Here is a 25,338-nt window from a genome sequence, read left to right as displayed (position 1 = left end):
GTAAGACGAAGCGACCACCTCGAATTCCTGCCGAAGCGCCCGATTCCATGAGCCGTGAAGAGCAAGCCCTCGCCGAAGGCGGGCGCCGCGCCCCCGAGCCGCCGATCCACGGGCCGGAAGGCTTCGAGGGGATGCGCCGCGCCGGCCGCCTCACCGCGGAAGCGCTCGACCTCCTCGTCGAGGCCGCGCAGCCCGGCGTGACGACGGAGCATCTCGACAAGCTCGCCTTCGAGTTCGGGATGGATCACGGCGCCTATCCGGCCTCGCTGTTCTACCGCGGCTACCGCAAGTCGATCTGCACCTCGATCAACCACGTCGTCTGCCACGGCATCCCCAACGACAAGCCCCTGCGCGAGGGCGACATCGTCAATCTCGATTGCTGCCTGATCCTCGACGGATGGCACGGGGATTCGAGCCGCATGGCCTATATCGGCGAGGTGCCGCGCAAGGCGCAGCGCCTGTGCGAGATCACCTACGAGGCGCTGATGCGCGGCATCCGCGCGGTGCGGCCCGGCGGCTCGACCAACGATATCGGCCGCGCGATCCAGACCTACGCGGAATCGGAGCGCTGCTCGGTGGTGCGCGATTTCTGCGGCCACGGCCTGGGCCGCGTCTACCACGACGCGCCGACCATCCTGCACTACGTCGAGGCGAGCTACGACGTGCCGCTCAAACCCGGCCAGTTCTTCACCATCGAGCCGATGATCAATCTCGGCCGGCCCGCCGTGAAGGTTCTCTCCGACGGCTGGACCGCCGTGACCCGCGACCGCTCGCTCTCGGCCCAGTTCGAACACACCGTGGCGGTGACCGAGGACGGCTACGAGATCTTCACGCTCTCGCCCAAGGGGCTCGACCAGCCCAAACCCCACGGTATCGAGACCCACGGCACCCAGGCCGACTGAAGATCCCGGGGATGGCCCGCCGGACGGCCGATCCGCCCGCTCTGCCGGGCCTTGCCGAGGCGCCGCTCCCGGCGGCGTCCGCCGAGGAGACGCCGCACTATCACGGCCACCGCGAGCGCCTGCGCGCCCGCTTCGCGCAAGCCGGCGCGGAGGCGCTGGCCGATTACGAACTCCTCGAACTCACCCTGTTCCGGTCGATTCCGCGGCGGGACGTGAAGCCACTGGCCAAGGCGCTGATCCAGCGCTTCGGCTCGTTCGCCGAGGTCGTCAGCGCGGAGCCCGCCCGGCTCATGGAGGTGGAGGGCGTCAGCGCCGGCGTCGCGGCCGACCTCAAGCTGATCGAGGCCGCCGGCCGGCGGCTCGCTCGCGGCGCGATCGCCGCGCGCCCGCTGCTTTCCTCGTGGAGCGCCCTCATCGAGTATCTTCGCGCCACCATGGCGTTTTCGGGCCGCGAGGAGTTCCGGGTGCTGTTCCTCGACCGGCGCAACCACCTCATCGCCGACGAGGTGCAGGGCCGCGGCACCGTCGATCACACCCCGGTCTATCCCCGCGAGGTCGCCCGCCGGGCGCTCGAACTCTCCGCCACCGCGATCATCCTGGCCCACAACCACCCGTCGGGCGATCCGACCCCCTCGGGGGCCGACATCCGCATGACGCGGGAGATCGTCACCGTGCTCGATCCGCTGGGGATCGTGGTGCACGACCACGTCATCCTCGGCCGGGACGGACATGCGAGCCTGAAAGGGCTCAAACTGATCTGATGCCCGTGGTGACAGGCCGCCGACAGCATCGCCTTTTTCGCCGCCGCCATCCGCAATCGGTGCGGGATCGGGGATAGGCCCGCGCAAAGCGTCCGCTACATCGATGACAGGTTGTCCGGCAAACCCGCCGCCGAGCGGGTCAGGGGTGGCCGCCGTCCGGGGCTCTCGTGCCACGGCAGGTTGAGGCGAGGCGGGGACGGGACGCGCGGCAACCTTCCGGGTGGCCTGCCTCTTGCTCCGGCAGGGCGAGACATCAGGGGGAACCGCGCGGATGGCGCACACGGCGTTCGACGAGATGAACGGGGGCGGGGCGGGCGGGCTCGATCCGGCGCAGTCCAATGCGGCTGGTGTGCGCGAGGCCTACGACATCCTCAAGGCCTGGCTCGACAAGACGCCGCCGGAGCATTTCAACACCCGCCGCAGCCAGGCCGAGATGCTGTTCCGGCGCATCGGCATCACCTTCGCGGTCTACGGCGCCAACGAATCGACCGAGCGGCTGATCCCCTTCGACATCATCCCGCGGGTGCTGACCAAGCCCGAATGGGATTTCCTCGAGCGCGGCCTCAAGCAGCGGGTGACCGCGCTGAACGCCTTCATCAACGACATCTACGGCGCGGAGGAGTGCATCAAGGCCGGGATCATCCCGCCCGACCTCGTCTACCGCAACCCGCATTACCGCATGGAGATGCGCGCCTTCGACGTGCCGCACGACCTCTACGTCCACATCGCCGGCATCGACATCGTGCGGACCGGCGAGAACGACTTCTTCGTGCTGGAGGACAACGCCCGCACGCCGTCGGGCGTCTCCTACATGCTGGAGAACCGCGAGGTGATGATGCGGCTCTTCCCCGAGCTGTTCTCCCGCCACCGCGTCGCCCCGGTCGAGAACTATCCCGACGCCCTGCTCGCGACCCTGCGCAGCCTCGCGCCGGCATCCGCGACGCGCGACCCCACGGTCGTGCTTCTGACCCCCGGCCGCTACAACTCGGCCTTCTACGAGCACTCGTTCCTGGCCGACAAGCTCGGCGTCGAGCTGGTGGAGGCGGGAGACCTCTTCACCAAGGACGAGATCGTCTACATGCGCACGACTGAAGGTCCGCGCCGGGTCGACGTGATCTACCGCCGTCTCGACGACGATTTCCTCGATCCGCTGGTGTTCCGGCCGGATTCGGTGCTCGGCGTGCCGGGGCTGATGAACGCCTACGAGCGCGGCAACGTCACGCTGTCGAACGCGGTCGGAACCGGCATCTCGGACGACAAGGCCGTCTACAGCTACATGCCGGAAATCGTGAAGTTCTTCACCGGCGAGGACCCGATCCTGCACAACGTGCCGACCCATCGCTGCCGGGAGAAGGACGCGTTCTCCTACGTGATGGACAACCTCAAGGACCTCGTGGTGAAGGAGGTCAACGGCTCGGGCGGCTACGGCATGTTGGTGGGCCCGCACGCGACGCGCCGCGAGATCGACGAGTTCGCCAAGAAGCTGCGGCACGCGCCCGACAACTTCATCGCCCAGCCGACGCTCTCGCTCTCCACCTGCCCGACCTTCGTCGCCTCGGGCGTGGCCCCGCGCCACGTCGACCTGCGCCCCTTCGTGCTGGCCGGCGCCGACGAGATCCGCATCGTGCCCGGCGGCCTGACACGGGTCGCGCTGAAGGAGGGCTCGCTCGTGGTCAATTCGAGCCAGGGTGGCGGCACCAAGGACACCTGGGTGCTCGATGCCTGAGCGTTTCGCCCGTTTCTTTCGCATTCTTCCGGCGAGCCGGGCGGCGTCGGTGCTGAAACACCGCGCATCTGCCGCCCCGGTCGCCAACGCGCCCGCGAGCTGACCCCATGCTGTCCCGGACTGCCGACAACCTCTACTGGCTCTCGCGCTACGCCGAGCGTGCGGACTTCCTCGCCCGCATCCTCGACGCCGCCCTGCGGCTGGCCGCCCTGCCGTCGAGCTACGGCGGGCGCACCTCGAACGAGTGGGCCTCGGCCCTGTCCTCGGCGGGCGATCCCGAGCTGTTCAAGACGCTCTACGATTCGGTCAACGAGCACACGGTCTGCAACTTCCTCGCCTTCTCACCCCACAACCCGTCCTCGATCCGCTCCTGCATCGCCACGGCGCGGGAGAATGCTCGCTCGATCCGCACGGCCCTCACCACCGAGATGTGGGACACGATCAACGGCGCGTGGCTGGAGCTGCGCTCGTATGAAGGCCGCGACCTCTCGCGTGACGAGTTCACGCAATTCCTCGACTGGGTGAAGCGCGTCTCGCTGACCTTCGACGGCTCGGCCTACCGGACGATGCTGCGGAACGACGCCTACTGGTTCACCCGGGCGGGCACCGCCATCGAGCGGGCCGACAACACCGCCCGCATCCTCGACGTGAAGTACCAGATCCTGCTGCCCGCCTCGGAGCGCGTCGGCGGCTCGCTTGACTACTTCCAGTGGACCACGATCCTGCGCGAGGTTTCGGCCTTCAACGCCTATCACTGGGTCTACCGCGAGAGCATCAAGCCGGTGCTGGTGGCCGACCTCCTGATCCTCAATCCCGAGATGCCGCGCTCGCTGGCGAGCTGCTACCGCATGCTGGTGGAGCATCTCGACCTGATCGCCGACGCCTACGGGCGCCGGGGCGAGAGCCAGCGGCTGGCGAGCAACATGCGCGCAAAGCTCGCGGGCGCCGATATCGAGCGCATCTTCGCCTCCGGCCTGCACGAGTTCATCCAGGGCTTCATCTCGGAGAACAACGCGCTCGGCGCAGCGATCAGCGAGCAATATCTGGTGTGAGCGGCGACGGGCGGTCGAGCCCGCCGCCACCCGTCGCGTCTGGGGCTCACGGCCGATCTCCGGCACCGGATGGCGCCCCTTCTGTCGGGGCGCGGCCCGCGCCGCCTCAGAGAGCGGGCTCTTCCTCGCCGCGCCCGGTCGGCTTCGGATGCGAAACGCCGTGACTGACGGCTTCCGCTGCCAGACCGATCAGCGCACCGGCCAGCACGTCCGCGGGGTAGTGCGCCCCGCGCACCACCTGCACGGCAACGACGCCGGCCGCCCCGAGAGATGCGACGCCTGCGAGCTCTGGATAGGCGCGCCCCGCGGCACGGGCCACGGCGACGCTCAAGGCGGCGTGACCCGAGGGGAAGGACTGCCAGGGCCCGATGCCGGTCCCCGGCCGGCCGCGTGCATAGAGGCCCTCGTCCATCAGCACGTTGGGACGGGTGCGGTGGACCGTCCGCTTCACCGTCGTCTTCGCGAGGCTGGCCAGGATGCCGGCCCGGAGCATGCCGCGCCCGGCATCGGCGAGCCGCCGGTTCCGGCTCGCCAGACCCCAGGCCAGCGTGGCGGCGGAGAGGGCGAGCAGGGCCTGCCAGCTGCCGATTTCGCTGGCCCGTGCCAGGGCGCGAACCGCCGGACGATCCTTCGCGCGGGCGAGCGACACGCCGGAGGCGATGTCGGCCGCTTCGAGGCGCGTGGCGAAGCGTTTGGCGCGATCGAGAGGCGGCGGAGAGGGAGTCGGCGAAAGCATGGCCTTAAACGCGGATCTCCGGCGATCGTTCGCCGCCGAGCGATCCGCCGCGCACCGGAGCGGGCGCCGGTTGCGCGTAACCGGCCTCGGCTGCGTCGTGCTGCCGACGCTTTGAGCAGGGCTTCGGATTTCCAAACCGGGTCCCATGCCTTAGCTTGGCCCCGTCACCCCGGCAGGATCGAGGCATGCGCATCCGGATCGTCCACGATACGGTCTACACCTACGAGCAGCCGGCCCGCGGCCTGATCCAGATCCTGCGGCTGACCCCGCGCGATCACGACGGGCAGCACGTGCGCGAGTGGCGCATCGAGCCCTCCGTCAACGGCCGGCTCACCGCCCGCGAGGACGGGTTCGGCAACCTCGTCCACTGGTTCACCGCCGACGATCCCACCGACGCGCTCACCGTGCGGGTGACCGGCGAGATCGAGACCTTCGAGACGAGCGGCATCGTCCGCGGCGCGGTCGAGCGCCTGCCCGATCTCTTCTATCTGCGCGACACGCCGCTGACCGAGACGAGCCCGGAACTCGCGGTCTTCGCGCAAAAGGTCGGGGCGGCGGGCGAGCGCGACGTGCTCGCGACCCTGCACCGCCTGCTCGCCGCGGTGCACGACACCGTGACCTTCGAGCCCGGCCCGAGCAGCGCCAGCACCAGCGCCGCCCAGTCCTTCGAGGCGGGCAAGGGCGTCTGCCAGGATCTCACCCACGTCTTCCTCTCGGCGGCCCGCCAGCTCGACATCCCGTCGCGCTACGTCTCCGGCTACTATCGCCGCGACGATGGCGACGACCAGAAGGCGGGGCATGCCTGGGTGGAGTCGCTGGTGCCGAATCTCGGCTGGGTCGGGTTCGATCCGGCCCACGGCATGTCGGCGACCGAGGCGCATGTGCGGGTCGCCGTCGGCCTCGACTATCTCGGCGCGGCGCCGATCCGCGGCAGCCGCCTGGGCGGCGGCACCGAGACCCTCGACGTCGCCCTGCGCGTCGAGCAGGTGCAGACCCGCTCCCAGCATCAGGCGCGGGGCCAGCAGAGCCAGGGACAGTCCCAGAGCCAGACCCAGGGCTGAGCCGGTCTCCGATCGATTCCTGCGGTCTTCTCCCGTCACGGCGAGACGGGGCGGGGGCCGTACGGGGCGGCCGGAACCGCTTTGGAACACTTGTCCTGCCGCGCCTCTCGCCGCGCCTCTTGCCGCGTCCGGCCGGCGCGTGCGATGCGACAAACCTGATCCTCGTGCCCGCCGCCCGGGCACCCTCGCGAAGGCGGGTGCCGCCATGACCTACTGTGTCGGAGTGCTCGTCGAGGACGGGCTGGTGATGATCGCCGACACCCGCACCAATGCGGGGCTCGACAACATCTCGACCTACCGCAAGCTGCACATGTTCAACGTGCCGGGCGAGCGCGTGATGCTGCTGGCCTCGGCCGGCAACCTCTCCATGACGCAATCGGTGCTGAGCATGCTCCGCGAGGGCGTGGACGACGTCGAGGGCGAGACGCCGCCGAAGCTCGAGGACGCGGCCACCATGTTCAAGGCGGCCCAGCTCGTCGGAAGGGCGATCCGCCGGGTGCGCGAGATCGAGCAGGCCGGCTTCGAGGCGGCCAATCTCCGCATGGAGGTTTCGTTCCTGTTCGGCGGGCAAATCGGCGACGCGCCGATGCGGCTGTTCATGATCTACTCGGCGGGCAACTTCATCGAGTGCAGCCGCGAGGCGCCCTTCCTGCAGATCGGCGAGCACAAATACGGCAAGCCGATCCTCGATCGGGCGGTGACCTACGAGACCGATCTCTACGACGCGCTCAAGGTCGGCCTCGTCTCGATGGATTCGACCATGCGTTCGAATCTCGGCGTCGGCCTGCCCATCGACATCGCGGTGCAGCGCCGGGGCCGCCTCGACCTCGAAGTGAGCCACCGCATCGAGGCCGGCGAGGGCTATTTTCACGACCTGCGCGAACGCTGGTCGGCGGCCCTGCGCGCGGCGCACCGCGCGATCCCGCGCCCGCCCTACGGGCCGCAGTGACAGACTCGTCGGTCACGGCGGACGGAGCGAAGCAATCCGGCGGCGCAACCTCTCCGGACAGGGCAGTGCCCCGGATCGCTTCGACTCCGCCGCGCGATGAGCGCGGGGATCACGCCCGCCCGCCCAAAATCTCCTCAACCCAAGCCGGCACCGTCCGGCTCGCCGGCCCGAGCCGGGTCGCCTCGAACATCCCGGCATTGTCGGCCGCCTCGAGCGTGAGGGCGAGCGTCGGGATGCCGAAGGCGCGGGCCTGGGCCACGTAGCCCGCCGCCGGGTAGACCGCACCCGAGGTGCCGACCGCCACGAACAGGTCGGCCTCGGCCAAGGCCTCGTCGATCGCGTCGAGATGCATCGGCATCTCGCCGAACCACACGATGTCCGGCCGCATTCCGCCGCGTCGGCCGCAATGCGGGCAGGGCGTCTCGACGCCGAGGTCGTCCTGCCAGTCGAACCCCGTCCCGCAGGCGGTGCAGCGGACCTTCAGCACCGCGCCGTGCATGTGCACCACGTGGCGGGAGCCGGCCCGCTCGTGCAGGTCGTCGACGTTCTGCGTGCACAGGAACAGCCGGCCGCCCCGCGCGGCCAAGTCCGACTCGAGGCGGGCGAGGGCCGCGTGCGCGGCGTTGGGCCTCGCGGCGCGCGCGTCGCGGCGGCGTCCGTTGTAGAAGTCGTGGACCAGCACCGGGTCGGCGGCGAAGGCCTCCGGCGTGGCGATCCGCATCGGGTCGATACGGGTCCAGGCCCCGCCCGCATCGCGAAAGGTGCCGAGCCCGCTCTCGGCGGAGATGCCCGCCCCGGTCAGCACGAAGACGTTTCGGGCCGCGCCCACGGCGCCGCTCACGCGTCCGCGAGGCGGGTGGCGAGCACCTTGTCGATGCGCCGCCCGTCCATGTCGACCACCTCGATGCGCCAGCCCTGCGCCTCGATCGCGTCGCCCTCGGTGGGGATGCGCCCGAGCTGGACGATGAAGAAGCCGGCCAGGGTCGAGAAGTCGTCCGAGCGCGGCTTCTCGCTGAAGCCGAGGCGGTCGAAGGCCTCGCCCGCCGACATCATGCCGTCGATGAGCAGCGAGCCGTCCTCGCGCTCGACCACCATCCGCTCCTCGCCCGGCTCGGGGATCTCGCCGGCCATCGCCTCCAGAAGGTCGGTCTGGGTGACGATGCCCTCCAGGCTGCCGTACTCGTCCACGACGATGGCCATGCGCACGGGCTTGGTCTGGAACATCTCCAGCACCTTGAGGATCGCCAGACCCTCGTGCACGACGATGGGCTCGCGGGTGGCCGCCTTCACGTCGAGGGACTTGCCGTCGAGGAACTGGTCGAGCAGGTCCTGCTTGCGCAGCACGCCGACCACGTCGTCGATCTGTGCGCGGCTCACCACAATCTGCTCGTGGCGGCAGGCCCGCACCGCCTCGATCTGCGCCTCCTGGGGATCGTCGAGATCGACCCAGTCCACCTCGTTGCGCGGCGTCATGATCTCGCGGATGCGCCGCTCGCCGATGGCGAGGATGCGGGCCACCGCATCCTCCTGCGCCTCGTGGAGCAGGCCCGCCTCGTGGCTGGCGGTGACGAGGAGGCTCAGCTCCGCGGGGGAGGGAAGGTGGCCCTCGCCCTCGCCGGGGCGCAGGCCGAGCAGCCGCAGCACGCCGTTGCCGAGCCCGTTGAGCAGGTGGATCGCCGGGCCGAACACCGTCAGGAACAGCGTGAGCGGGCGCACGATCACCAGCGCCGTGCGCTCGCTTCGCTGGAGCGCGAGGCTCTTGGGCGCCAGTTCGCCGAGCACGATGTGCAGCGTGGTGATGATGACGAAGGCCGCGATGACGGCGAGCGTATGGGCCGTGACGCCGGCCGCCGCCGCCGGCAGCCAGTGGAACATCGGCTCGAACAGGTGCGCCAGCGCCGGCTCGCCGACCCAGCCGAGCGCCAGCGAGGAGAGGGTGATGCCGAGCTGCGTCGCGGCGAGATGCGCGTCGAGTCGGTCGGTGGCGCGCTGGAGCGCCCGGGCGTTGAGCCGGCCTTCGTTGACGAGTTCGGCGACCCGGCTGCGCCGGACCGCGACGAGGGAGAATTCCGCCGCGACGAAGAAGCCGTTGGCGAAGACGAGGGCGATGACCGCGAGGAGGCCGAGCGCCGAAGACCAGATGCCGTCCGAAATCGTGCCCTCCCGGGGCCAAGCCGCACCCGATGGCCGCACCCGTCGGCGGCACCGATGCTTAAAGCCGAACCCGGTCGCGGGGGAAGGGGGCTGCGCTCATTCTTGCTTGACGGACCCGCCCCTTCCGGAAGCAAGCCACGGATCTGTGTGTTTTCGGAAATATCGATGCACACACATAGGGTATAGAGCGTCGATCCGGATGGAGTACCCTGGCCGGAATTTCCGGCCAGCCTTGACAGCGAAGTCGCGAATCGTCTGAGGATGTTGTGTCAGGTCGAACCATATAGGCGTCATCGTATCTGCTGTACCGCAAGGCGCTCTTCCGCTCCTCGAAGGATTTAGTCTTGATCAGGCTGCCAAGTATACTTCGAGCCAAGCGTACCGATACTATCATTTCTGCTGCTTTCTTCGACCGTGCCTTCTACCTGAACGCTTATCCCGACGTCGCCGCCAACGGGGTGGATCCGCTTCTGCACTTCCTCGATCACGGCTGGCGCGAAGGCCGCGATCCCTCGGCCGTGTTCTCAACCCTTTACTACCTCGATCGCCACCTCGCGGAGGGGGCGCCGACGAACCCGCTCCTCCACTATGCCCGGCTCTCCCCGCAGGAGCGGCTGCGGGTCGCGACCCAGCCCGGACCCGACTTCCCGGATATGCAGGCCGGGATTGTCGAGCCCTTCTTCGACGCGCCGTTCTATGCCCGCCTCGCCGGGCTCGACGGGAGCGCGGACCCGCTCACCCATTATCTAATGAAGGGCTGGCGGCACGGTCTCGACCCGAGCGAGGGCTTCGGAAGCGAAGCCTACCTGCAACGCCACGCCCATATGCGCCGCCTCGGCGTCAGCCCGCTCTACCACTTCGCCTCGACGCGGCGGCTCCAGTGCGCGGCGCGCGCGGCCCCGCCCGCGCCTCGGGCCAAGCCCCGGGCCGTGCCGCTTCCCGCCGACCCCGCGGAGGCCTCCGACGCGCAGGTCTACGAGACCGTCGCGGCCGCCTTCGACCGGGATTACTACCTGGAGACCAACGCGGATATCCGCCGCTCCGGCGTCGATCCGGTCCGCCACTTCCTGGATTTCGGCGCGCGCGAGGATCGCGACCCGAGCCCGGACTTCTCCCTGCGCTTCTACCGCAAGCAGTACCACCGGGAGATCGGCGCCGGGGTCAATCCGTTCTTCCACTATCTCGCGGTGGGGCGGGCGCGGGGCTTGCGCCCGACGCCCTTCGGGCTCGGCACTTGGCCCGCGCAGGTGGCGCCGACGAAGGACGAGTGGAGCCGGGTGCAGCCGGCCGCCGACATCGACGCGGCGCGGGTCGTCCTGATCATGCCGGTCTACAAGGGCTACGACGACACCCTGCGGGCGATCCACTCGGTGCTGTCCGCGCCGCAGTCGACTGTCTTCGCCCTCCTCGTCATCGACGATCGCAGCCCGGACGCGCGCCTGAGCGCGGCGCTCGCCGGTCTCGCGGCGCGGGGCCTGTTCGCCCACGCGGTCAATGCGGAGAATCTCGGCTTCGTGCGGACCTGCAACCTCGGCCTGGAGCGGGCCGCGGGCCGGGACGTGGTGCTGCTCAACGCCGACATCGTCGTCTACGGCGACTGGCTCGACCGCCTGCTCCGGCACGCGCAGGACGATCCGGCCATCGCCACGGTGACGCCGTTCTCCAACAACGCCACGATCTGCAGCTATCCGCGGCCGAACGTCGAGAACCGGGCCCGGCTCGAGATCACGCCCGCCGAGATCGACGCCTTCACCCGCGTCTGCAACGCCCGCAGCCGCTCGCCCGTCCCAACGGGGGTGGGCTTCTGCATGTACATGCGCCGCGCGGTCATCGACGCGGTCGGCCCCCTCGACGCGGAGACCTTCGGGCGCGGCTACGGCGAGGAGAACGACTTCTGCATGCGCGCCCTCAAGGCGGGTTACTCCAACGTGCTGGCCCACGACGTGTTCGTGTTCCACTCCGGCAGCGTCTCCTTCGGCGCGTTGCTGGCGACCAAGGGGGCGGACATCTTCCGCACCATCCTCACCAAGCACCCCGATTACCAGCGCCGCGTCCACGCCCATATCGAGGTCGATCCCGCCCGCTTCGCCCGACAGCGCCTCGACCTCTACCGCTTCGCCCGGTGCGCACAGAAGAGTGCCACACGGGGAATCGCCCTGATCGTGACCCACGATTTCGGCGGCGGCGTCGAGACGCATATCGAGGCCATGAGCGCGCGGCTGAGCGAGGCGGGGCTGGCCGCGATCTACCTGCGCACCGAGGAACCCGGCGCGTTCAAGCTCGGCCTTCCTCGATCGAGCGTGATCGACTTTCCCGCCGCCATCCTCGACCCGCTCTCCCTCGACCGGGACGGGGCGCTTCTGGCCGATCTGATCGGCTGGCTTGCCCCGGCGATGGTGCACGTCCACTCGCTGGCGGGCCTCGACGCAGCCGCGACCCGAGCGGCGATGCGGCTGATCGAGGGACTGGGCACCGGCTACGACGTGACGCTCCACGATTACGCGCCCGTCTGCCACCGCAACAATCTCGTGCGCCCGGAAGGCGTCTATTGCGGGCTGGCGGCGCCCGACATCTGCCGCGACTGCATCCGCCTCGACCGCGACGCGGACAGGGTCGCGCTGCCCGATCCCGCGGAGCGGCGGCGGCTCTGGGCCGGCTTCCTCGGCGGCGCCCGCAGGGTGTTCGCGCCCTCGCAGGATCTCGCCGACCGCATCGGACCCGTTCTCTCGCTCAACGACATCGTGCTTCGCCCGCACGAGGAAGCGCTTGCCTGCGCCGAGCTGCTCCCGCGTCGGCGCGGGGAGGGGCCGTTGCGCATCGCCGTGATCGGATCGATCGGCCCGCACAAGGGCTTCGACATCGTCCACAATCTCGCCCTCGACGCCGGGCTGCGGACGCTTCCGATCACCTTCACGATCGTCGGCCATTCCTCCGAGCCGGAGGCGATGGCGGCGGTGGGGGTGCGCGAGACGGGCCCCTACGGCAGCGACGCGGCGGCGCTCGCCGAGATCGCCCGGCTCGATCCCGACCTCGTGCTGCTGCCCTCGATCTGGCCGGAGACCTACTGCTACACGCTCTCCCTGGCACTGGCGGCCGGCGTGCCCCCGGTGGTGTTCGACCTCGGTGCACAGGCCGAGCGCCTGCGCGCGATCGGGAGCGGCCACCGGCTCGATCCGGACTTGGCGGAGGACCCTCAGCGGCTGAACGACGCTCTGCTCGCGCTCCCCGTCGAGGCGCTCTGGGCCACCCGGCGGCCCTTCCGCGCGGCCGCCTATCCGCGGATCCTCGAAGATTACTATGGGCTTGCCGGTACCGAAGTCGCCGCGCCATCGGCCGTCGTGGTGTCCGGCTGAACGCCGGGCGATCGCTGGCCCAGCCTTCGGGGGCCCGCCCGATCCTCTCCCATGTCATGGACGGGGCTGCCGACGGGGGCTTACAACGGCCAAGCTAGGCGAGGCGCGCGCGGTCTCGCCCGGCGTTCGTTGCAAGCCAAGGGGACTCCCATGACCACGCAGAACATCACCGTCACCGCCCGCGAGCGCGACACGCTGTTGGCGGCGTTGCGCTACTACCAGTTCTACCGGATGCAGGGGCATCCCTTCGATCCGCAGACGGACGACCTGATCGACACCATCGCCGCGGGAAGCGGCGAGGCGCTGGACGTGACCGAGATCGACGATCTCTGCGCCGGCCTGCATGGCAACCGCCACGCCGTCGGCTGCCTTGCCGACAGCCTGAAGCTCGGGCGCGGTGCCCGCCCGGCCGAGGACGCGTTCAGGTCCGCGTCTCTCTGAAGGCGGGGCCGGCCGTCCCGTGAAACCGCCGTGACCGCCGCGGCGTGCCGACGAGGCGCGCGGGGGCGGTCAGCGGGAGGCGGCGTCCGCCGTGGTGCCGAGCAGAAGCGGCCGGCGGGCCATCACGACCCGACCCGAGACCGGCTCGACGCCGTCGAACCGGGCGCTCACGGGGACCGCGCCGCCCGCCTGGGGCAGGCGCTGGGTGAAGGCCTTCGTCGGCGCGGCCGGGCTCGGCACGGCCTCGACGAGGGTGGGGGCGAGCAGGGCGTAGGCGGTCAGCACCGTTCCGGCCGCCGCGATCTTGATCAGGTCCCGCATGATGTCCGCCCCTCTCGCTTGAGGCCCTTCCGGCTCTCGTATGGCGCCGTTCTAGGGTCTCAGGGTGTCCGGCGGATTGCCTCGTAAGGTTACCGGATTGCGTCGTCCGCGCGGGACGAAACATCGGCACCGCGATGACTTCACCGACGATCCGAGTGGTAGGCTAACCCGGCACCGTCCCGCTGGATGAGCGAAAACGCACGCGGCCGGCGCGCCGGGCATCGGGATCGGCACGATCCTTCCTGCCGTGCCGATTGCGAGCGCGTCGTTCGACCGGGCGAGACGGCCGCGGCCGGGTCGTCCTGCGGTCACGGTCATGACGTGCCCTGGACGAACCCGCATCCCCTTCGCCGGGACGCGTCCTACCCGCCGAACACCGAGGTCAGCACCTCGCCGCCCCGGTTGATCGAGACCTCCCACAGGCCGAGACTGCGCTGGGTCAGCCGCTCCAGATCCTTGGTCGAGGGCACGGGCATGCCGTTGATCGCCAGGATCACGTCGCCCTTGCGGAAACCCGCCCGGTTGGCCAGGGACCCCTCTTCCACGGCGGTGACCGCCACGCCCTCGTCCGGCAGGTCCGCCTGCAGCTCCTCGCTCACCGCGGGAGAGGTGTTGACGAGCGTGGCGCCGGCGAACGGCGTGCGGCTGCGGACCTTGAGCACGTCGCGCGGGCGGGTCTCCGGCGCCGGCCCGAGCTTGACCTGGATGGTCTGGCGCTTGCTGCCCCGCAGGATGCCGAGATTGGCGGTGCCCGTGATGCCCTTGAGGGCGTAGCGGTAGCCGAAGGCGTCCGGGTCGGCGACGGTCTGGTCGTCGACGGTGAGGATCACGTCCCCGCGCTTCAGGCCCGCCTCCTCGGCGGGGCTCTTGGCCTGCATGCTCGCCACCAGCACGCCGGTGGGGCGGTCGAGCCCGACGCTCTCGGCGATGTCCGCCGTCACGCTCTGCACCCGCGCGCCGAGCCAGGGCCGGCGCACGACGCTGCCGCCGCTCTTGGCGGTCTCGACCACGGCGCGGATCATGCTGGCGGGGATGGCGAAGCCGATGCCGTGGCTGCCGCCGGACTGCGAGTAGATCGCGGTGTTGACGCCGACGAGGCGGCCCCGGAGATCGACCAGCGCGCCGCCGGAATTGCCTGGATTGATCGCGGCATCCGTCTGGATGAAGAACTGGTAGTCCGACGAGCCGACCTGCGTGCGGGCGAGCGCCGAGACGATGCCCTGCGTCACGGTCTGCCCGACGCCGAAGGGATTGCCGATCGCCATCACGAAGTCGCCGACCTCGATGTGGTCGGAATCGCCGATCGGCATCGGCGCCACGTCCGCCGGGCTCTTGATCTTGAGCACCGCGAGGTCGGTGCGGGGATCGCGCAGGACGATCTGCGCCTCGAACTCGCGCTTGTCGGCGAGCGCCACCTTCACCTCGTTCATGTTCTCGATGACGTGGTTGTTGGTGATGACGAGGCCGGAGGCGTCGACGATCACACCCGAGCCCAGGGAGCGCTGCGCCCGCTCGCCCGGCATGCCGCCGGGGCCGCGGCCGGGGCGGTCCTCCCCGAAGAAGCGGCGCATGAACTCCTCCATGGCGTTGGAGCGGGCGGAGCGCTTCTCGACATGCGTGGCGTAGACGTTGACGACGGAGGGGGCGGCCCGCTTCACCACGGGGGCGAAGGAGAGCTGGATCTCGCCCTTCGAGAGCGGAACGGCCCTCTCGTGCATGGGCGCCTCGGAGGCCGGCTTCTCCGGCGCGTTCGCGGTCTGGGCGAGGGCGGGCGCGGCGGCGAGGAGCAGCACGGAAACGAGGCCGGCCGGCAGGAGCGGCGAGGTGGGCATGCGGGTCTCCCGGGGGTGTCGAAGCGTGCGGGCTATGTAGCCTCCGAGGAGACGGGGGGCGAGGGGGCCGGCGCCTCCCGCGGGCCTGCCTCCGCGCCATCCGCCCGCGACAGGCACGCAAACAAAAAGGGCGGCCATCCTTCTCGGACGGCCGCCCTGAACTCTTGTCTGACCGCGTTCGAAGCGCGCGAGGGTCAGTGCCAGCGGACGGATTCGCCCAGGCGGTTGGCGCTGCGCACGATGTCGCTGAAACAGGTCAGCGAGGCGTCGGCGGCGCGCTGCATTTCCGTGACCTGGAGGCGGATCGCTTCCGCCGGGTTCTTGGCGCGGGCCAGGGCCTGGAAATGGGCCAGGACCGCCTCGCTCTCACCGCGGGCGAAGGCGAACAGCTTCGCGTTGATCTCGGTGAAGGGTGCGAGGGTGGCGACGCCGAAGCTCGCTCCGACGCGGTGGTGATCCGAGCTGCGCCGGCCGGCGGATGCGTCCCGCACGGGCTCCTCCAGCGCCGGAAGCAGCGCGGCCTGGGCGACGGCCTCGGCCGTCTCCTCGGCGGCTTCTCGAACGTTTTCCTGGACGTTCTCGGCGGCCTCGGGCTCGGGAAGCGTGAAGACCGCTTCCGGCGCGGGCTCCTCGACCGTCGCGACGTCCTGAACGGGGGCGGCCTCCTGCACCGCCTCGGTCGCCTCGGAGACCGGGTCCGACGCCGCGTCCCGCGCCTCCTCGGCGGGGGCGGCCTCCGCGGCAGAACCCTCGGCGGCCGGCTCGGCCTCGCTCACCGTCTCGCCATCGGGCTGCTGCGCGAGGCCGGTCTCGGATTCGCTGGTCTCGAAGCTCTGGCCCTCGTCCGCCGCGGTCTCGGCGCTCTCGACGGCCGGATTCTCGAATCCCTGGGACTCGGCGCCTGTCGGCGGCGCGGGCTGGGCGGAGGCCCCGGGCGAACGTCCCCTGCGGCGGCTCGACGACATGAATCCTCTCCTCGTTCGAAATGCTCATCCGCCCGCGGCGGCCCCGGACCATGTCCGGGGCGCCTTGGGGGAGAGCATCGTGTCAGACCGCGGCGCAGCCTCGCTGCGAGGCTCCCGGAACGGATCGCGCCGCGCTCACGCACGGACTCGGACGGTCGGCGGACCGCCCAGCCCGACACCGGACCGGCTTAGTGCGCGGCGTTCTGAGCGAGCGCACCGTACTCCTTGGCCTGGGCCTGGAGGGCGGCGAACTGGGTCTTCACGAACTCGGACTGGATCTCGAAGGCCTCGCGCACGTCCTTGGCGCGCACGACGCGCTGCGCGTAGTCGAAGGTCGTGTCGGCGTTGGTCTTGGCGTGATCCAGGCTCTTGAGCATGGCGGCATGCAGGGTCGACTGAACGGTCGAGGCCGAGTTGCGGAACTGCTCGGAGGTCTTCACCGCGCCGTTCAGGATGGTGCCGAAGGCGTTGCGGGCCTGATCGACGCTCTTGTCGGCGAAGTCGCGGAACTCGGCGGGGATCTCGAAGCTCGGGTTGCTCATATCGCTCTCCTGTCAACGGACCGGGAGAAGTGGTGCGGCGGGTGTCTGCAATACAGCCCCGCGCTGGCCGGCCCGCCCCTCATATGTTGCGGTGCAACATGAAAGTCAAGGCCACATTCCGACAATCGAGAATTGGTTCCGAGGTCCGATAAAATTTACTTATGCTACTAACTCGTAACGAGATTTCGCCTCAACGGCGCGAGTCGGCGGCTGAGGGAGGCATTATAGTGTCGAGAAGTGCACCCTGCCAAGGGTCCGCGCGGGAGAGGACGACCGCTAAGGTGCCACAATCGAGGCCGGCGTCGGCATCTCCGTTTCGCACTGCCGCATATTGTATTCGTCTGCCAGCCGGCCGTAGAGCGCGAGCAGCGCACGGGCATGGGCGCAGAGCGTGAGCGGGGCCCGCCAGTAGGCGTCGTAGGCGGCGCGGCCGAAGCGCGCCGTGGTTCCGTCGTCCTTGAGGGCATTCAGGGCGGCAGCGAGCGCGTCGACCTCCGGTTCCACGACGTAGCCGCTCACGCCGTTCTGCACCTTCTCCGCGGCGCCCGAGCGGCGCGAGGCCACGACCGGAATGCCCTGGGCCAGTGCCTCGTAGACCGTGAGCGGGCCGGTCTCGTCCCAGCGGGAGGGCGCGCAGACGACTCTGGCGCGGCGGCGCAGGATCGTCTCGAGTTCCGCCGGACGGGTCCAGCCGAGCACCTCCGCACCCTGCGCGCGAAGGCGCGCCTCCAGCGGGCCGGCGCCGACGAACAGGGCGGGCAGCCCGGCGCGGCGGGCGGCCTCGGCCACGAGATCGGCGCCCTTCTCGACGGTGAGGCGGCCGACATAGACCGCGGCGTCGCCCCGGGCGGGCTCGGCCGGGGCCTGACACGCCACGCGCACGGGGTTGTCGATGCGGTGATGGCGCAGGCGATAGCCCCCGGCGATCGCCTCCATCCGCCTCAGGCTTCCGTCGCAGACATGGACGACCTCGAGGCGGGCGCGGCCCACCGCGATCCGCAGCGCGGCGGCGCGCCCGAGCCGCACCGCCTTATGCAGCCGGCTCTTGGGATCGCAGGCGGCGGCGAGGCAGGCGCCCGACATCGGCCGCAGCGCGCAGGGTTCGGCGCGGTCGAAACGGTAGTAGACGCCGTTCGGACAGGCGAGCGCGTAGTCGTGCAGCGTCAGCACCAGCGGCACGGCGCGCCCGAGCAGAACCGGCAGCACGGCGGGCGAGAGCGCCCGGGTGAACTGGTGCAGGTGAAGGCAATCGGGCGGCTGCGGCAGCGCGTCGAGCACGCCGGCGAGGCGCGCGGCGGCCTCGCCGTTCCAGATCCCGCTCAAGGCCCCGCGCAGGGCCGGCAGGGACCAGACGTCCGGCAGGTCGAGGCCGATCCGGCGCAGGCGCGGATGGGCGAGCAGCGGGTCGGCCGGCCCGGCGACCGCCTGAATGTAGGTCACCTCCGCGCCGGCCTCCGCCAGCGCGCGGGCGGATTCCACGGCGACCTTCTCGGCACCCCCGCTCGCGGCGGCGAATTCGGCGACGATCACGACGTGCATGGGCGCGCTTCGCCTTCGAGCGGGGAGACCGCCGCGGCGCGGCGGGTCGATGCGCGCAAGGTTTACGAGCGATCAACTGCCGTCCGGTAAACGGAGGGCTCTCGCCATGAAGAGCCGAGGCCTGCCGTGCACGTCGTCCTCGTCCTCGACCACGCCCACGTCAACGGTGGCCAAGCCAAGGTCGCCCTCGACTCGGCGCTCGGGCTGCGGCGGCGCGGCTACCGGGTCACGGTCTTCGCCGCGGTCGGCCCCGTGGACCCGAGGCTCGCCGAGAGCGGGGCGCGGGTCGTCTGCCTCGGGCAGGACGACATCGCCTCCACGACGAACAAGCTCGCCTTCGCGGTGCAGGCGGTCTGGAACACGCGTGCGGCCGCGCGGCTCGCCGCCGAACTGACCCTGTGCGACCCGCGCGACACCCTCGTCCACGTCCACGCCTTCGCCAAGGCGCTCTCGCCCTCGATCGGCACGGCGATCCGGCGCTCCCGCCTGCCGTGCCTCTACACGATGCACGAGTTCTTCCTCGTCTGCCCCAACGGCGGATTCTACGAGTACCCGGCCGACCGGATCTGCCACCGCACCCCGATGTCGGCGGCCTGCCTGACCACGAATTGCGACGCGCGCTCCTACCCGCGCAAGCTGATGCGGGTGGTGCGCCATCTCGGCCTTGAGCACGTCGCCGGCCTGCCCGACCTGTTCCGCCACGTCGTCACGATCAGCGCGCTGCAGGAGCGGGTGATCGCGCCGCTCCTGCCGCCCCGCACCGTGTTCCACCGGATCGACAACCCGATCTCCGTCGAGCGCCGCCCGCTGGAACGCGAGGGGCGGGACGACTTCCTCTTCGTCGGCCGCCTCTCGACGGAGAAGGGGGCGCCGATCTTCGCCGAGGCGGCGCGGCGGGCGGGCCTGCGCCCGGTCTTCGTCGGCGACGGCCCCGCCGCGGACGATCTGAGGGCGCGCTATCCCGAGGCCGTGCTGCTGGGCTGGAAGGACGGCCCCGCGGTGCAGGCGCTGATGCGGCGGGCGCGTGCCCTGGTCTTTCCGAGCATCTGGTACGAGGGCCAGCCGCTCACGGTCTACGAGGCCCTGGCCTCCGGCTGCCCGGTGATCGTCTCGGATGCCTGCGCCGGCCGCGAGGCGGTCGAGGACGGCGAGAACGGGTTCTGGTTCCGCTCGGGCGACCCGGACGCGCTGGCCGCCCACCTCAGCCGCCTGTCCGACGACGGGCTCGCCGCCCGCATGGCCGAGCGCGCCTACGAGCGCTACTGGGCAGCCCCACTCAGCGTCGACGGGCATCTCGACCGGCTGGAGCAGGTCTACGGCCTCGTCCTGCGCGAGGCGCGGCCGCTCCCGCGGGCCGTCGAGCGACCGGCCCTGCGCGGCGCGACGCCGGCGGGCTCGTAACGCAGGCAACGCAACAGGATGGCCGCGCTCGCGTTGGTCGGCATGAGAGCCGCCATCCTCGGCGGCGCGTGCGGAACGAGCAGCGAGGCCTTCATGTCCGACAAGACGCGAACCGACGACGAGACCAAGTCCACCTCCCAATCCACCGGGTTCCAGCAGGACGGCGCGGGCGACAAGGCCAATCCCGGCAACAGCCAGGAGGAGAAGGACGAGCGCCTCGACGAGGCGCTGGAGGAGACCTTCCCGTCGAGCGATCCGGTCTCGGTGAAGATCACGAAGTAGCGCGACCATCCCTCAGGCGCAGGCGGCCAGCCTCGGCTCCGGCCGGAGCAGCCGCCGCGCCTCCAGGGCCGGGATCGGCCGTCCGAACAGGTAGCCCTGGGCCTCCCCGCAGCCCTCGGCGCGCAGCAGGGCCCACTGGTCCTCGGTCTCGACGCCCTCGGCCACGGTGACGATCCCGAGACTGGCGCCGAGCCCGATCACCGCCCGCACGATCGCCGTCGAGTGCAGATCCTCGCCGAGCCGCATCACGAAGGAGCGGTCGATCTTGATGGTGTCGAAGGGAAACTTCTGCAGGTAGCTCAGGGACGAGTAGCCCGTTCCGAAATCGTCCATCGCGATCCGCACGCCGAGGTCCCGCAGGGCGTGGAGCGTCGCCACGTTGGCCTCGCTCGCGGCGAGCAGCACGGATTCGGTCACCTCCAGTTCGAGGCGCTGCGGCGCGAGACCGGACAGGGTGAGCGCCTCGCGCACCATCGCCACGAGGCCGGGATCGCGGAACTGCACCGGCGAGAGGTTGACCGCGACCCGGACCGGAACGCTCCAACTGCCGGCCTCGGCGCAGGCTTGGCGCAGGACCCAGGCGCCGATCGGCCCGATCAGCCCGATCTCCTCGGCCAGCGGGACGAAGGCGGCCGGCGGGATCGCCCCCTCGACCGGGTGGTGCCAGCGCAGCAGCGCCTCGAAGCCGACGACGGCGCCCGTGCGGGTCTCCACGACCGGCTGATAGGCCAGAGTGAGATCGCCCCGGGCGAAGGCCTCGTGCAGATCGGTTTCTCTCCGCCGCCGGGAGCGGGTCCAGCCGTCCATCGCCACCTCGAAGGTGCGGGCGAGGCTGCCGCCCTCCGCCTTGGCCTGATAGAGGGCGAGATCGGCGTTGCGCAGCAGGGTGTCGGCCTCGCTCCCGTGCTCGGGCAGGCAGGCGATGCCGATGCTCACGCCGATCCGGCATTCCCGCTCGCCGAGCCGGACCGGGCGCGACAGCGCGTCGACGATCCGCCCGGCGATCGTCCGCACCGTCGCGGCGTCGGGGTTGCGCAGCAGCACGGCGAACTCGTCGCCGCCCAGGCGCGCGACGAGATCCTCGCGGCGCAGGCAGAGGGAGATCCGCTCGGCCACCTGCCGCAGCAGCGCGTCCCCGGCGGGATGGCCGAGGGTGTCGTTGACGAACTTGAACTTGTCGAGGTCGAGGCAGAGCAGGGCGGCGCACGCACCGCAGCGGGCGTGATCGGCGATCGCCTCGGCAAGCCGGGCAGCGAAGAGAACGCGGTTCGGCAGGCCGGTCAGCGCATCGTGATGGGCCATGTGGCTGATGCGCGCCTCGGCACGGCGCTGTTCGGTCACGTCGATGGCTGCGCCGAGCACGGTCGGCCGCCCCTCGAAGGCGAGGAAGCGCTCGAACAGGGTCACGTCGATCGCCGAGCCGTCGGCCCGCAGGTGCCGGTGCAGGTTGCCGCCGCAGGAGAAGCCGACCGCAGCGGTCTCCGCGAGGTCGGGCAGCCGACGGCTCAGGAAGGTCTCCCGGCTGTAGCCGTAATGCGCGATCGCCGCCTCGTTCACGGCGACGAAGCGGGCCGTCTCCTGATCCACCAGCCACATCGGCAGCGGGTTGCTCTCGAACAGGAAGCGGAACGACTCCTCCCGGGCCTTGATGTCGCCGACATCCGTCATGGCCACGGCGATGAGGTCGCCGATGGCGCGGGCCTCCACCCGCAGCGTCAGGATCGTGCGGTCGGCGCGCGGCACGGCGAGTTCGAACACGGTGCGGTCCGAGCGCCCGAGGATGCCCGCCAGCAGCGGCGTCGCACCGAGCCGGGCCGGAACCACCTCGCCGAGGCGCTTCCATTGCAGGCTCTCGGCCGGCCGCTCGAAGATCTCGGCGGCGCCCTGGTTCAGGGCGACGATCTTGAAGTCGGCAACCGCGCCCTCGGCATCGCGCAGCGCGCCCAGCGCCATCAATCCCTGCCCGGTGGCGCCGAAGATCGCCCGCATCAATTCGGTGCGCACGCCCTCGGCATCCACGTGGATGAGAATGAGGGGCGGGCCGCCATGGGCGAGTGGAACGCCGACGAGTCCCCAGGTCGTGACGACGCCGTCGGTGATGCGGTCGCAGCGCGCGCTCGCCGGCTCGCCCGTGCGCAGGGCGGCGAGCGCGATCTCCTCGACCGGTCGGCGGATCTCGTCGGGGATGCGGGCCAGGGGGAGGTCGCTGACCTCGTCCTCGAACCAGTCGCGAAAGCCCGGACCGCCCCAGAGGATGCGGTCGGCCCGGCCCTCGCAGGTGGCGACGAGGGCGCAGCGGTCGGCGAGGCGGCCGAGACGTCCCAGCACGACGGAATCGTAGCTCGGCATCGCCCCGGGGCGGGTCCGGCAACTGCGCCAGTGCTGGATCAGCGTGGCGTCCTGCACGCCGGAAGTCGGGTCTGGCAACACGCGGGCCGTGCTCCGGGAGGTTCGGAGCACGGCCTAAGCGGCAGAAGTTGAGGGCAAGTATATGAGCTGGCTACGCTATCCGGCTCAAGCGATGGCCCGCCCCTCGCCGGTCGAGAGCCGGCCGGGGCGGACGAGGTCTCGACTTACTGCTCCAGCAGGCGCCGCGCGATGACCTGCGCCTGGATCTCGGCGGCACCCTCGAAGATCGAGAGGATGCGCGCGTCGCACAGCACGCGGCTGATCTTGTATTCCAGCGCGAAGCCGTTGCCGCCGTGGATCTGCAGGGCGTTGTCCGCCGCCGCCCAGGCGACGCGGGCGCCGAGCAGCTTGGCCATGCCGGCCTCGAGGTCGCAGCGCTTGCCCTCGTCCTTCTCGCGGGCGGAGAAGTAGGTGAGCTGGCGGGCGATGTTGATCTCCACCGCCATCATCGCGAGCTTGTCGGCCACGCGCGGGAACTCGACCAGGGCCTTGCCGAACTGCACCCGCTCCTCGGCGTAGCGCAGGCCGATGTCGAGGGCCGACTGGGCCACGCCGATGGCGCGGGCCGCCGTCTGGATGCGGGCCGATTCGAAGGTCTGCATCAGCTGGGCGAAGCCCTTGCCCTCGACCTCGCCGAGCAGGTTGCCGGCCGGCACCGAGAAGCCCTCGAAGGAGAGTTCGTACTCCTTCATCCCGCGGTAGCCGAGCACCTCGATCTCGCCGCCGGACAGGCCCTCCACCGGGAAGGGGTCGGCGTCGTCGCCGCGCGGCTTCTCGGCGATCAGCATCGAGAGGCCGCGGTGGCCCTTCTCCTCCGGCTTGGTGCGCACGAGCACCGTCATGATGTCGGCGCGCACGGGGTGGGTGATCCAGGTCTTGTTGCCCGTGATCTTCCAGACATCGCCCTCCCGCACCGCCTTGGTGCGGAGCGAGGCGAGGTCGGAGCCGGTGTTCGGCTCGGTGAAGACGGCGGTGGGCAGGATGTCGCCGCTGGCGATGCCGGGGAGGAAGCGCTGCTTCTGTTCCTCGGTGCCGCCGCACAGGATCAGCTCCGCGGCGATCTCCGAGCGGGTGCCGAGCGAGCCGACGCCGATATAGGCGCGCGACAGCTCCTCGGAGACCACGCACATCGCGGCCTTGGGCATACCCATGCCGCCGTATTCCTCGGGGATGGTGAGGCCGAACACGCCGAGTTCGGCCATCTTCTCGATGATCGACATCGGGATGTAGGCGTTCTCGAGGTGCCACTCGTGGGCCTGCTCCACCACCTCGGCCTTGCCGAAGCGGCGCATCTCGGAGCGGATCGCCTCCATGTCCTCGTCGAGGCCCGAGGCGCCGATCGTGGCCGCGCCGGCGCTGGTCGCCTCGCGGATCCGGGCCACGAGCGCGGCGCGGTTGGCCGGGGTGTTGCCCTGGGCGATCACGGCCTCGATGGCGGGCGTGCGGAAGCCGGCCAGTTCGGAGGCCTCGAAGCCGAGCGAGCCCGTCGGGCGCACCATCTCGCCCTGGCTCATCGGGATGCCGCCGAAGATCTGGTCGAGATACTCGCCCATGCCGATCTTCACGAGCAGCGCCTCGGTCTCGCCGAAGGCGCCCTCGCCCTGCAGCCGCTCGGCATAGTCGGCGAGTTCGCGCACCGCCTCGCCGTAGGTGGCGAGCCAGGCCAGACCGTGGGCCGCATGCTGCTCGCGCTCCAGCGCGCCGGCGTCGAGCTTGCCCTCGGGTCCGGCCACGCGCGCCTTCACGCGGGCGGTGGCCTCCGCGACGAGGGCCCGCGCGCCCTCGGCAGCGTCCTTGGCCAGGGCCACGAAGTCCTTCGGGTCGTTGGCGGGCTGGATGGCGGGAGATGCGGCCATGTCTGTCTCTCTACGGAGTGGATCTGTGGTTCCTTATAGCCGGGATCGCCGGCACAATAGTGGTTTCTCGTCGCCGCATCCCCCGTCTTTAGGCTGAATTCATCATACAGTTCACCGGCTTGGACCCGTCGAAGACCGGCCCGCCGAGGGACCCGTGGCGAGGCCGACGCCGGCGGCGGCCACTGCCATTCCGCCGATCTGCACGGGGGTGAGCGCCTCCCCGAACATCGCGTAGGCGATCGCCGCCGAGACCGGCGGCACGAGGAAGAACAGCGAGGCCACGCCCGCCACCGCCCCGCGCCGGATCAGCGCCATCAGCAGGAGGATGCCCGCCACGGAGTTGACGAGGACGGACCAGCCCATGCCCAGCGCCAGCGGCAGGCTCGTCTCCAGATGCGTTTCCCCGGCGAGCAGAGCGAGGGGCACGGCGAAGGCGGTGCCGCCGACGAATTGCAGGCAGGCATTGGTGACGAGGTCGGCACCCGCCGCCTTGCGCTTCTGCCAGAGGGTGCCCGCGGTCATCGCCAGCATGGCGGCGAGGCAGACCGCGAGCGCGTCGGGCGGGATGCCGGCGGCATCGACCGCCCCGAGCTTGGGCACGAGCACCAACCCCGCCCCGAGGAAGCCCAGCCCGATGCCCGCCCAGCGCTTGCCTCCCACCCGCTCCCCGAGCAGCGGCTCCGAGGCGGCGGCCGTGAGCAGCGGCTGCAGGCTGCCGACGAGGGCGGCGATGCCGGCGGGCAGGCCGCGATGCACCGACCAGAACACGCCGGCCACGTAGATGCCCTGCATCAGCACGCCCGCGACCATCCCGTCGCGCCAGCCGGCGCCGGTCCGGGGCCAGCGCGAGCGCAGAGCCAGCGCGATGGCGCCCAGCACCGCCGCCACCAGGGCGAGCCGCAGCGCGACGAAGGCCAGCGGCTCGGCGAACGGCGCCACGTAGCGCGCGGCGACGAAGCCGCTCGCCCAGATCAGCACGAAGGCGGCCGGGATCAGACGGGACAGAAGCATCGACATGGCGTCCGGCAGGCAGCACGCGGGTGGCGCGGAGGCAAG

20 protein-coding genes and 1 pseudogene are annotated in these 25,338 nt (G+C 70.7%); 10 read left to right on the top strand and 11 right to left on the bottom strand.

Going from position 1 to position 25,338, the window contains the following annotated elements:
* The first annotated feature begins 47 nt into the window (after nucleotides 1–47).
* From map to ACPCJR_RS14195, 4 genes are all read left to right on the top strand, one after another.
* On the top strand, nucleotides 48–902 hold the full coding sequence (gene map, locus ACPCJR_RS14210) for a type I methionyl aminopeptidase (RefSeq protein WP_391515575.1): 855 nt from the start codon (nucleotides 48–50) through the stop codon (nucleotides 900–902).
* A gap of 11 nt (nucleotides 903–913) precedes the next feature.
* On the top strand, nucleotides 914–1,663 hold the full coding sequence (radC, locus tag ACPCJR_RS14205) for a RadC family protein (protein ID WP_391515577.1): 750 nt from the start codon (nucleotides 914–916) through the stop codon (nucleotides 1,661–1,663).
* A gap of 271 nt (nucleotides 1,664–1,934) precedes the next feature.
* A complete protein-coding gene (locus tag ACPCJR_RS14200; protein ID WP_391515579.1) occupies nucleotides 1,935–3,389 on the top strand; it encodes a circularly permuted type 2 ATP-grasp protein in 1,455 nt (484 codons plus the stop codon).
* A gap of 107 nt (nucleotides 3,390–3,496) precedes the next feature.
* Nucleotides 3,497–4,441 (top strand): alpha-E domain-containing protein, encoded by a 945-nt coding sequence (locus ACPCJR_RS14195; protein WP_331287377.1) that lies wholly within the window; start codon nucleotides 3,497–3,499, stop codon nucleotides 4,439–4,441.
* 106 nt (nucleotides 4,442–4,547) lie between these two features.
* Here the strand turns inward: ACPCJR_RS14195 and ACPCJR_RS14190 are convergent, their stop codons facing one another.
* On the bottom strand, nucleotides 4,548–5,177 hold the full coding sequence (locus ACPCJR_RS14190) for a phosphatase PAP2 family protein (RefSeq protein WP_391515582.1): 630 nt from the start codon (nucleotides 5,175–5,177) through the stop codon (nucleotides 4,548–4,550).
* A 185-nt stretch (nucleotides 5,178–5,362) separates the two neighbouring features.
* Here ACPCJR_RS14190 and ACPCJR_RS14185 point away from each other — a divergent pair, with 185 nt between their 5' ends.
* Nucleotides 5,363–6,238: a transglutaminase family protein gene (locus tag ACPCJR_RS14185; protein WP_391515584.1), complete on the top strand. Its 876-nt coding sequence runs from the start codon at nucleotides 5,363–5,365 to the stop codon at nucleotides 6,236–6,238.
* A 205-nt stretch (nucleotides 6,239–6,443) separates the two neighbouring features.
* Complete coding sequence (locus ACPCJR_RS14180; protein ID WP_331287376.1) at nucleotides 6,444–7,187, top strand: peptidase; 744 nt, start codon at nucleotides 6,444–6,446, stop codon at nucleotides 7,185–7,187.
* 109 nt (nucleotides 7,188–7,296) lie between these two features.
* Here ACPCJR_RS14180 and ACPCJR_RS14175 read toward each other — a convergent pair whose 3' ends face one another.
* A complete protein-coding gene (locus tag ACPCJR_RS14175; protein ID WP_391515585.1) occupies nucleotides 7,297–8,016 on the bottom strand; it encodes an NAD-dependent deacylase in 720 nt (239 codons plus the stop codon).
* 8 nt (nucleotides 8,017–8,024) lie between these two features.
* Complete coding sequence (locus tag ACPCJR_RS14170; protein WP_391515628.1) at nucleotides 8,025–9,296, bottom strand: hemolysin family protein; 1,272 nt, start codon at nucleotides 9,294–9,296, stop codon at nucleotides 8,025–8,027.
* 563 nt (nucleotides 9,297–9,859) lie between these two features.
* On the opposite strand from ACPCJR_RS14170, the gene ACPCJR_RS14165 reads away from it, so the two are divergent.
* Nucleotides 9,860–12,694 carry a glycosyltransferase gene (locus tag ACPCJR_RS14165; RefSeq protein WP_391515587.1) on the top strand — a complete coding sequence of 945 codons (2,835 nt, stop codon included), beginning with the start codon at nucleotides 9,860–9,862 and terminating at the stop codon, nucleotides 12,692–12,694.
* A gap of 150 nt (nucleotides 12,695–12,844) precedes the next feature.
* Nucleotides 12,845–13,069, top strand: a pseudogene (locus tag ACPCJR_RS14160) (hypothetical protein); the annotation flags it as partial.
* 135 nt (nucleotides 13,070–13,204) lie between these two features.
* On the opposite strand, the gene ACPCJR_RS14155 reads toward ACPCJR_RS14160, so the two are convergent.
* The 5 genes from ACPCJR_RS14155 to ACPCJR_RS14135 all read right to left on the bottom strand — a co-directional run bounded on the left by ACPCJR_RS14155 (nucleotide 13,205) and on the right by ACPCJR_RS14135 (nucleotide 18,334).
* A complete protein-coding gene (locus ACPCJR_RS14155; protein WP_391515588.1) occupies nucleotides 13,205–13,456 on the bottom strand; it encodes a hypothetical protein in 252 nt (83 codons plus the stop codon).
* A 362-nt stretch (nucleotides 13,457–13,818) separates the two neighbouring features.
* On the bottom strand, nucleotides 13,819–15,288 hold the full coding sequence (locus ACPCJR_RS14150; RefSeq protein WP_391515589.1) for a DegQ family serine endoprotease: 1,470 nt from the start codon (nucleotides 15,286–15,288) through the stop codon (nucleotides 13,819–13,821).
* A gap of 194 nt (nucleotides 15,289–15,482) precedes the next feature.
* Nucleotides 15,483–16,253, bottom strand: coding sequence for a phasin family protein (locus ACPCJR_RS14145; protein ID WP_391515591.1), 771 nt, complete (start codon nucleotides 16,251–16,253; stop codon nucleotides 15,483–15,485).
* 188 nt (nucleotides 16,254–16,441) lie between these two features.
* On the bottom strand, nucleotides 16,442–16,795 hold the full coding sequence (locus tag ACPCJR_RS14140; protein WP_110351448.1) for a phasin: 354 nt from the start codon (nucleotides 16,793–16,795) through the stop codon (nucleotides 16,442–16,444).
* 276 nt (nucleotides 16,796–17,071) lie between these two features.
* Nucleotides 17,072–18,334, bottom strand: coding sequence for a glycosyltransferase (locus ACPCJR_RS14135; protein WP_391515592.1), 1,263 nt, complete (start codon nucleotides 18,332–18,334; stop codon nucleotides 17,072–17,074).
* Nucleotides 18,335–18,460: 126 nt separating this feature from the next.
* Between ACPCJR_RS14135 and ACPCJR_RS14130 the strand changes: the two genes are divergently transcribed.
* Nucleotides 18,461–19,735 (top strand): glycosyltransferase family 4 protein, encoded by a 1,275-nt coding sequence (locus ACPCJR_RS14130; RefSeq protein ID WP_391515594.1) that lies wholly within the window; start codon nucleotides 18,461–18,463, stop codon nucleotides 19,733–19,735.
* A 93-nt stretch (nucleotides 19,736–19,828) separates the two neighbouring features.
* Nucleotides 19,829–20,017, top strand: a complete 189-nt coding sequence (locus ACPCJR_RS14125; protein WP_391515596.1) for a hypothetical protein — start codon at nucleotides 19,829–19,831, stop codon at nucleotides 20,015–20,017.
* Nucleotides 20,018–20,029: 12 nt separating this feature from the next.
* Here the strand turns inward: ACPCJR_RS14125 and ACPCJR_RS14120 are convergent, their stop codons facing one another.
* The 3 genes from ACPCJR_RS14120 to ACPCJR_RS14110 form a co-directional block, all read right to left on the bottom strand.
* Complete coding sequence (locus tag ACPCJR_RS14120) at nucleotides 20,030–22,444, bottom strand: putative bifunctional diguanylate cyclase/phosphodiesterase (RefSeq protein WP_391515630.1); 2,415 nt, start codon at nucleotides 22,442–22,444, stop codon at nucleotides 20,030–20,032.
* Nucleotides 22,445–22,590: 146 nt separating this feature from the next.
* A complete protein-coding gene (locus ACPCJR_RS14115; RefSeq protein ID WP_391515598.1) occupies nucleotides 22,591–24,282 on the bottom strand; it encodes an acyl-CoA dehydrogenase family protein in 1,692 nt (563 codons plus the stop codon).
* Nucleotides 24,283–24,393: 111 nt separating this feature from the next.
* Entirely contained in the window at nucleotides 24,394–25,299 is a 906-nt protein-coding gene (locus tag ACPCJR_RS14110; protein WP_391515600.1) for a DMT family transporter, read from the bottom strand.
* Nucleotides 25,300–25,338: the final 39 nt, after the last annotated feature.

This window comes from Methylobacterium sp. NPDC097929 (assembly GCF_049543375.1).
Classification (GTDB): Bacteria; Pseudomonadota; Alphaproteobacteria; order Rhizobiales; family Beijerinckiaceae; genus Methylobacterium.
This window is presented reverse-complemented; position numbering and strand designations above follow the sequence as displayed.

Coding starts and splice junctions, on each gene's coding strand:
- ACPCJR_RS14110 (WP_391515600.1), bottom strand. CDS start 25,299: ATGTCGATGCTTCTGTCCCGTCTGATCCCGGCCGCCTTCGTGCTGATC.
- ACPCJR_RS14135 (WP_391515592.1), bottom strand. CDS start 18,334: ATGCACGTCGTGATCGTCGCCGAATTCGCCGCCGCGAGCGGGGGTGCC.
- ACPCJR_RS14185 (WP_391515584.1), top strand. CDS start 5,363: ATGCGCATCCGGATCGTCCACGATACGGTCTACACCTACGAGCAGCCG.
- ACPCJR_RS14145 (WP_391515591.1), bottom strand. CDS start 16,253: ATGTCGTCGAGCCGCCGCAGGGGACGTTCGCCCGGGGCCTCCGCCCAG.
- ACPCJR_RS14200 (WP_391515579.1), top strand. CDS start 1,935: ATGGCGCACACGGCGTTCGACGAGATGAACGGGGGCGGGGCGGGCGGG.
- ACPCJR_RS14140 (WP_110351448.1), bottom strand. CDS start 16,795: ATGAGCAACCCGAGCTTCGAGATCCCCGCCGAGTTCCGCGACTTCGCC.
- ACPCJR_RS14190 (WP_391515582.1), bottom strand. CDS start 5,177: ATGCTTTCGCCGACTCCCTCTCCGCCGCCTCTCGATCGCGCCAAACGC.
- ACPCJR_RS14180 (WP_331287376.1), top strand. CDS start 6,444: ATGACCTACTGTGTCGGAGTGCTCGTCGAGGACGGGCTGGTGATGATC.
- ACPCJR_RS14125 (WP_391515596.1), top strand. CDS start 19,829: ATGTCCGACAAGACGCGAACCGACGACGAGACCAAGTCCACCTCCCAA.
- map (WP_391515575.1), top strand. CDS start 48: ATGAGCCGTGAAGAGCAAGCCCTCGCCGAAGGCGGGCGCCGCGCCCCC.
- ACPCJR_RS14155 (WP_391515588.1), bottom strand. CDS start 13,456: ATGCGGGACCTGATCAAGATCGCGGCGGCCGGAACGGTGCTGACCGCC.
- ACPCJR_RS14195 (WP_331287377.1), top strand. CDS start 3,497: ATGCTGTCCCGGACTGCCGACAACCTCTACTGGCTCTCGCGCTACGCC.
- ACPCJR_RS14115 (WP_391515598.1), bottom strand. CDS start 24,282: ATGGCCGCATCTCCCGCCATCCAGCCCGCCAACGACCCGAAGGACTTC.
- ACPCJR_RS14150 (WP_391515589.1), bottom strand. CDS start 15,288: ATGCCCACCTCGCCGCTCCTGCCGGCCGGCCTCGTTTCCGTGCTGCTC.
- radC (WP_391515577.1), top strand. CDS start 914: ATGGCCCGCCGGACGGCCGATCCGCCCGCTCTGCCGGGCCTTGCCGAG.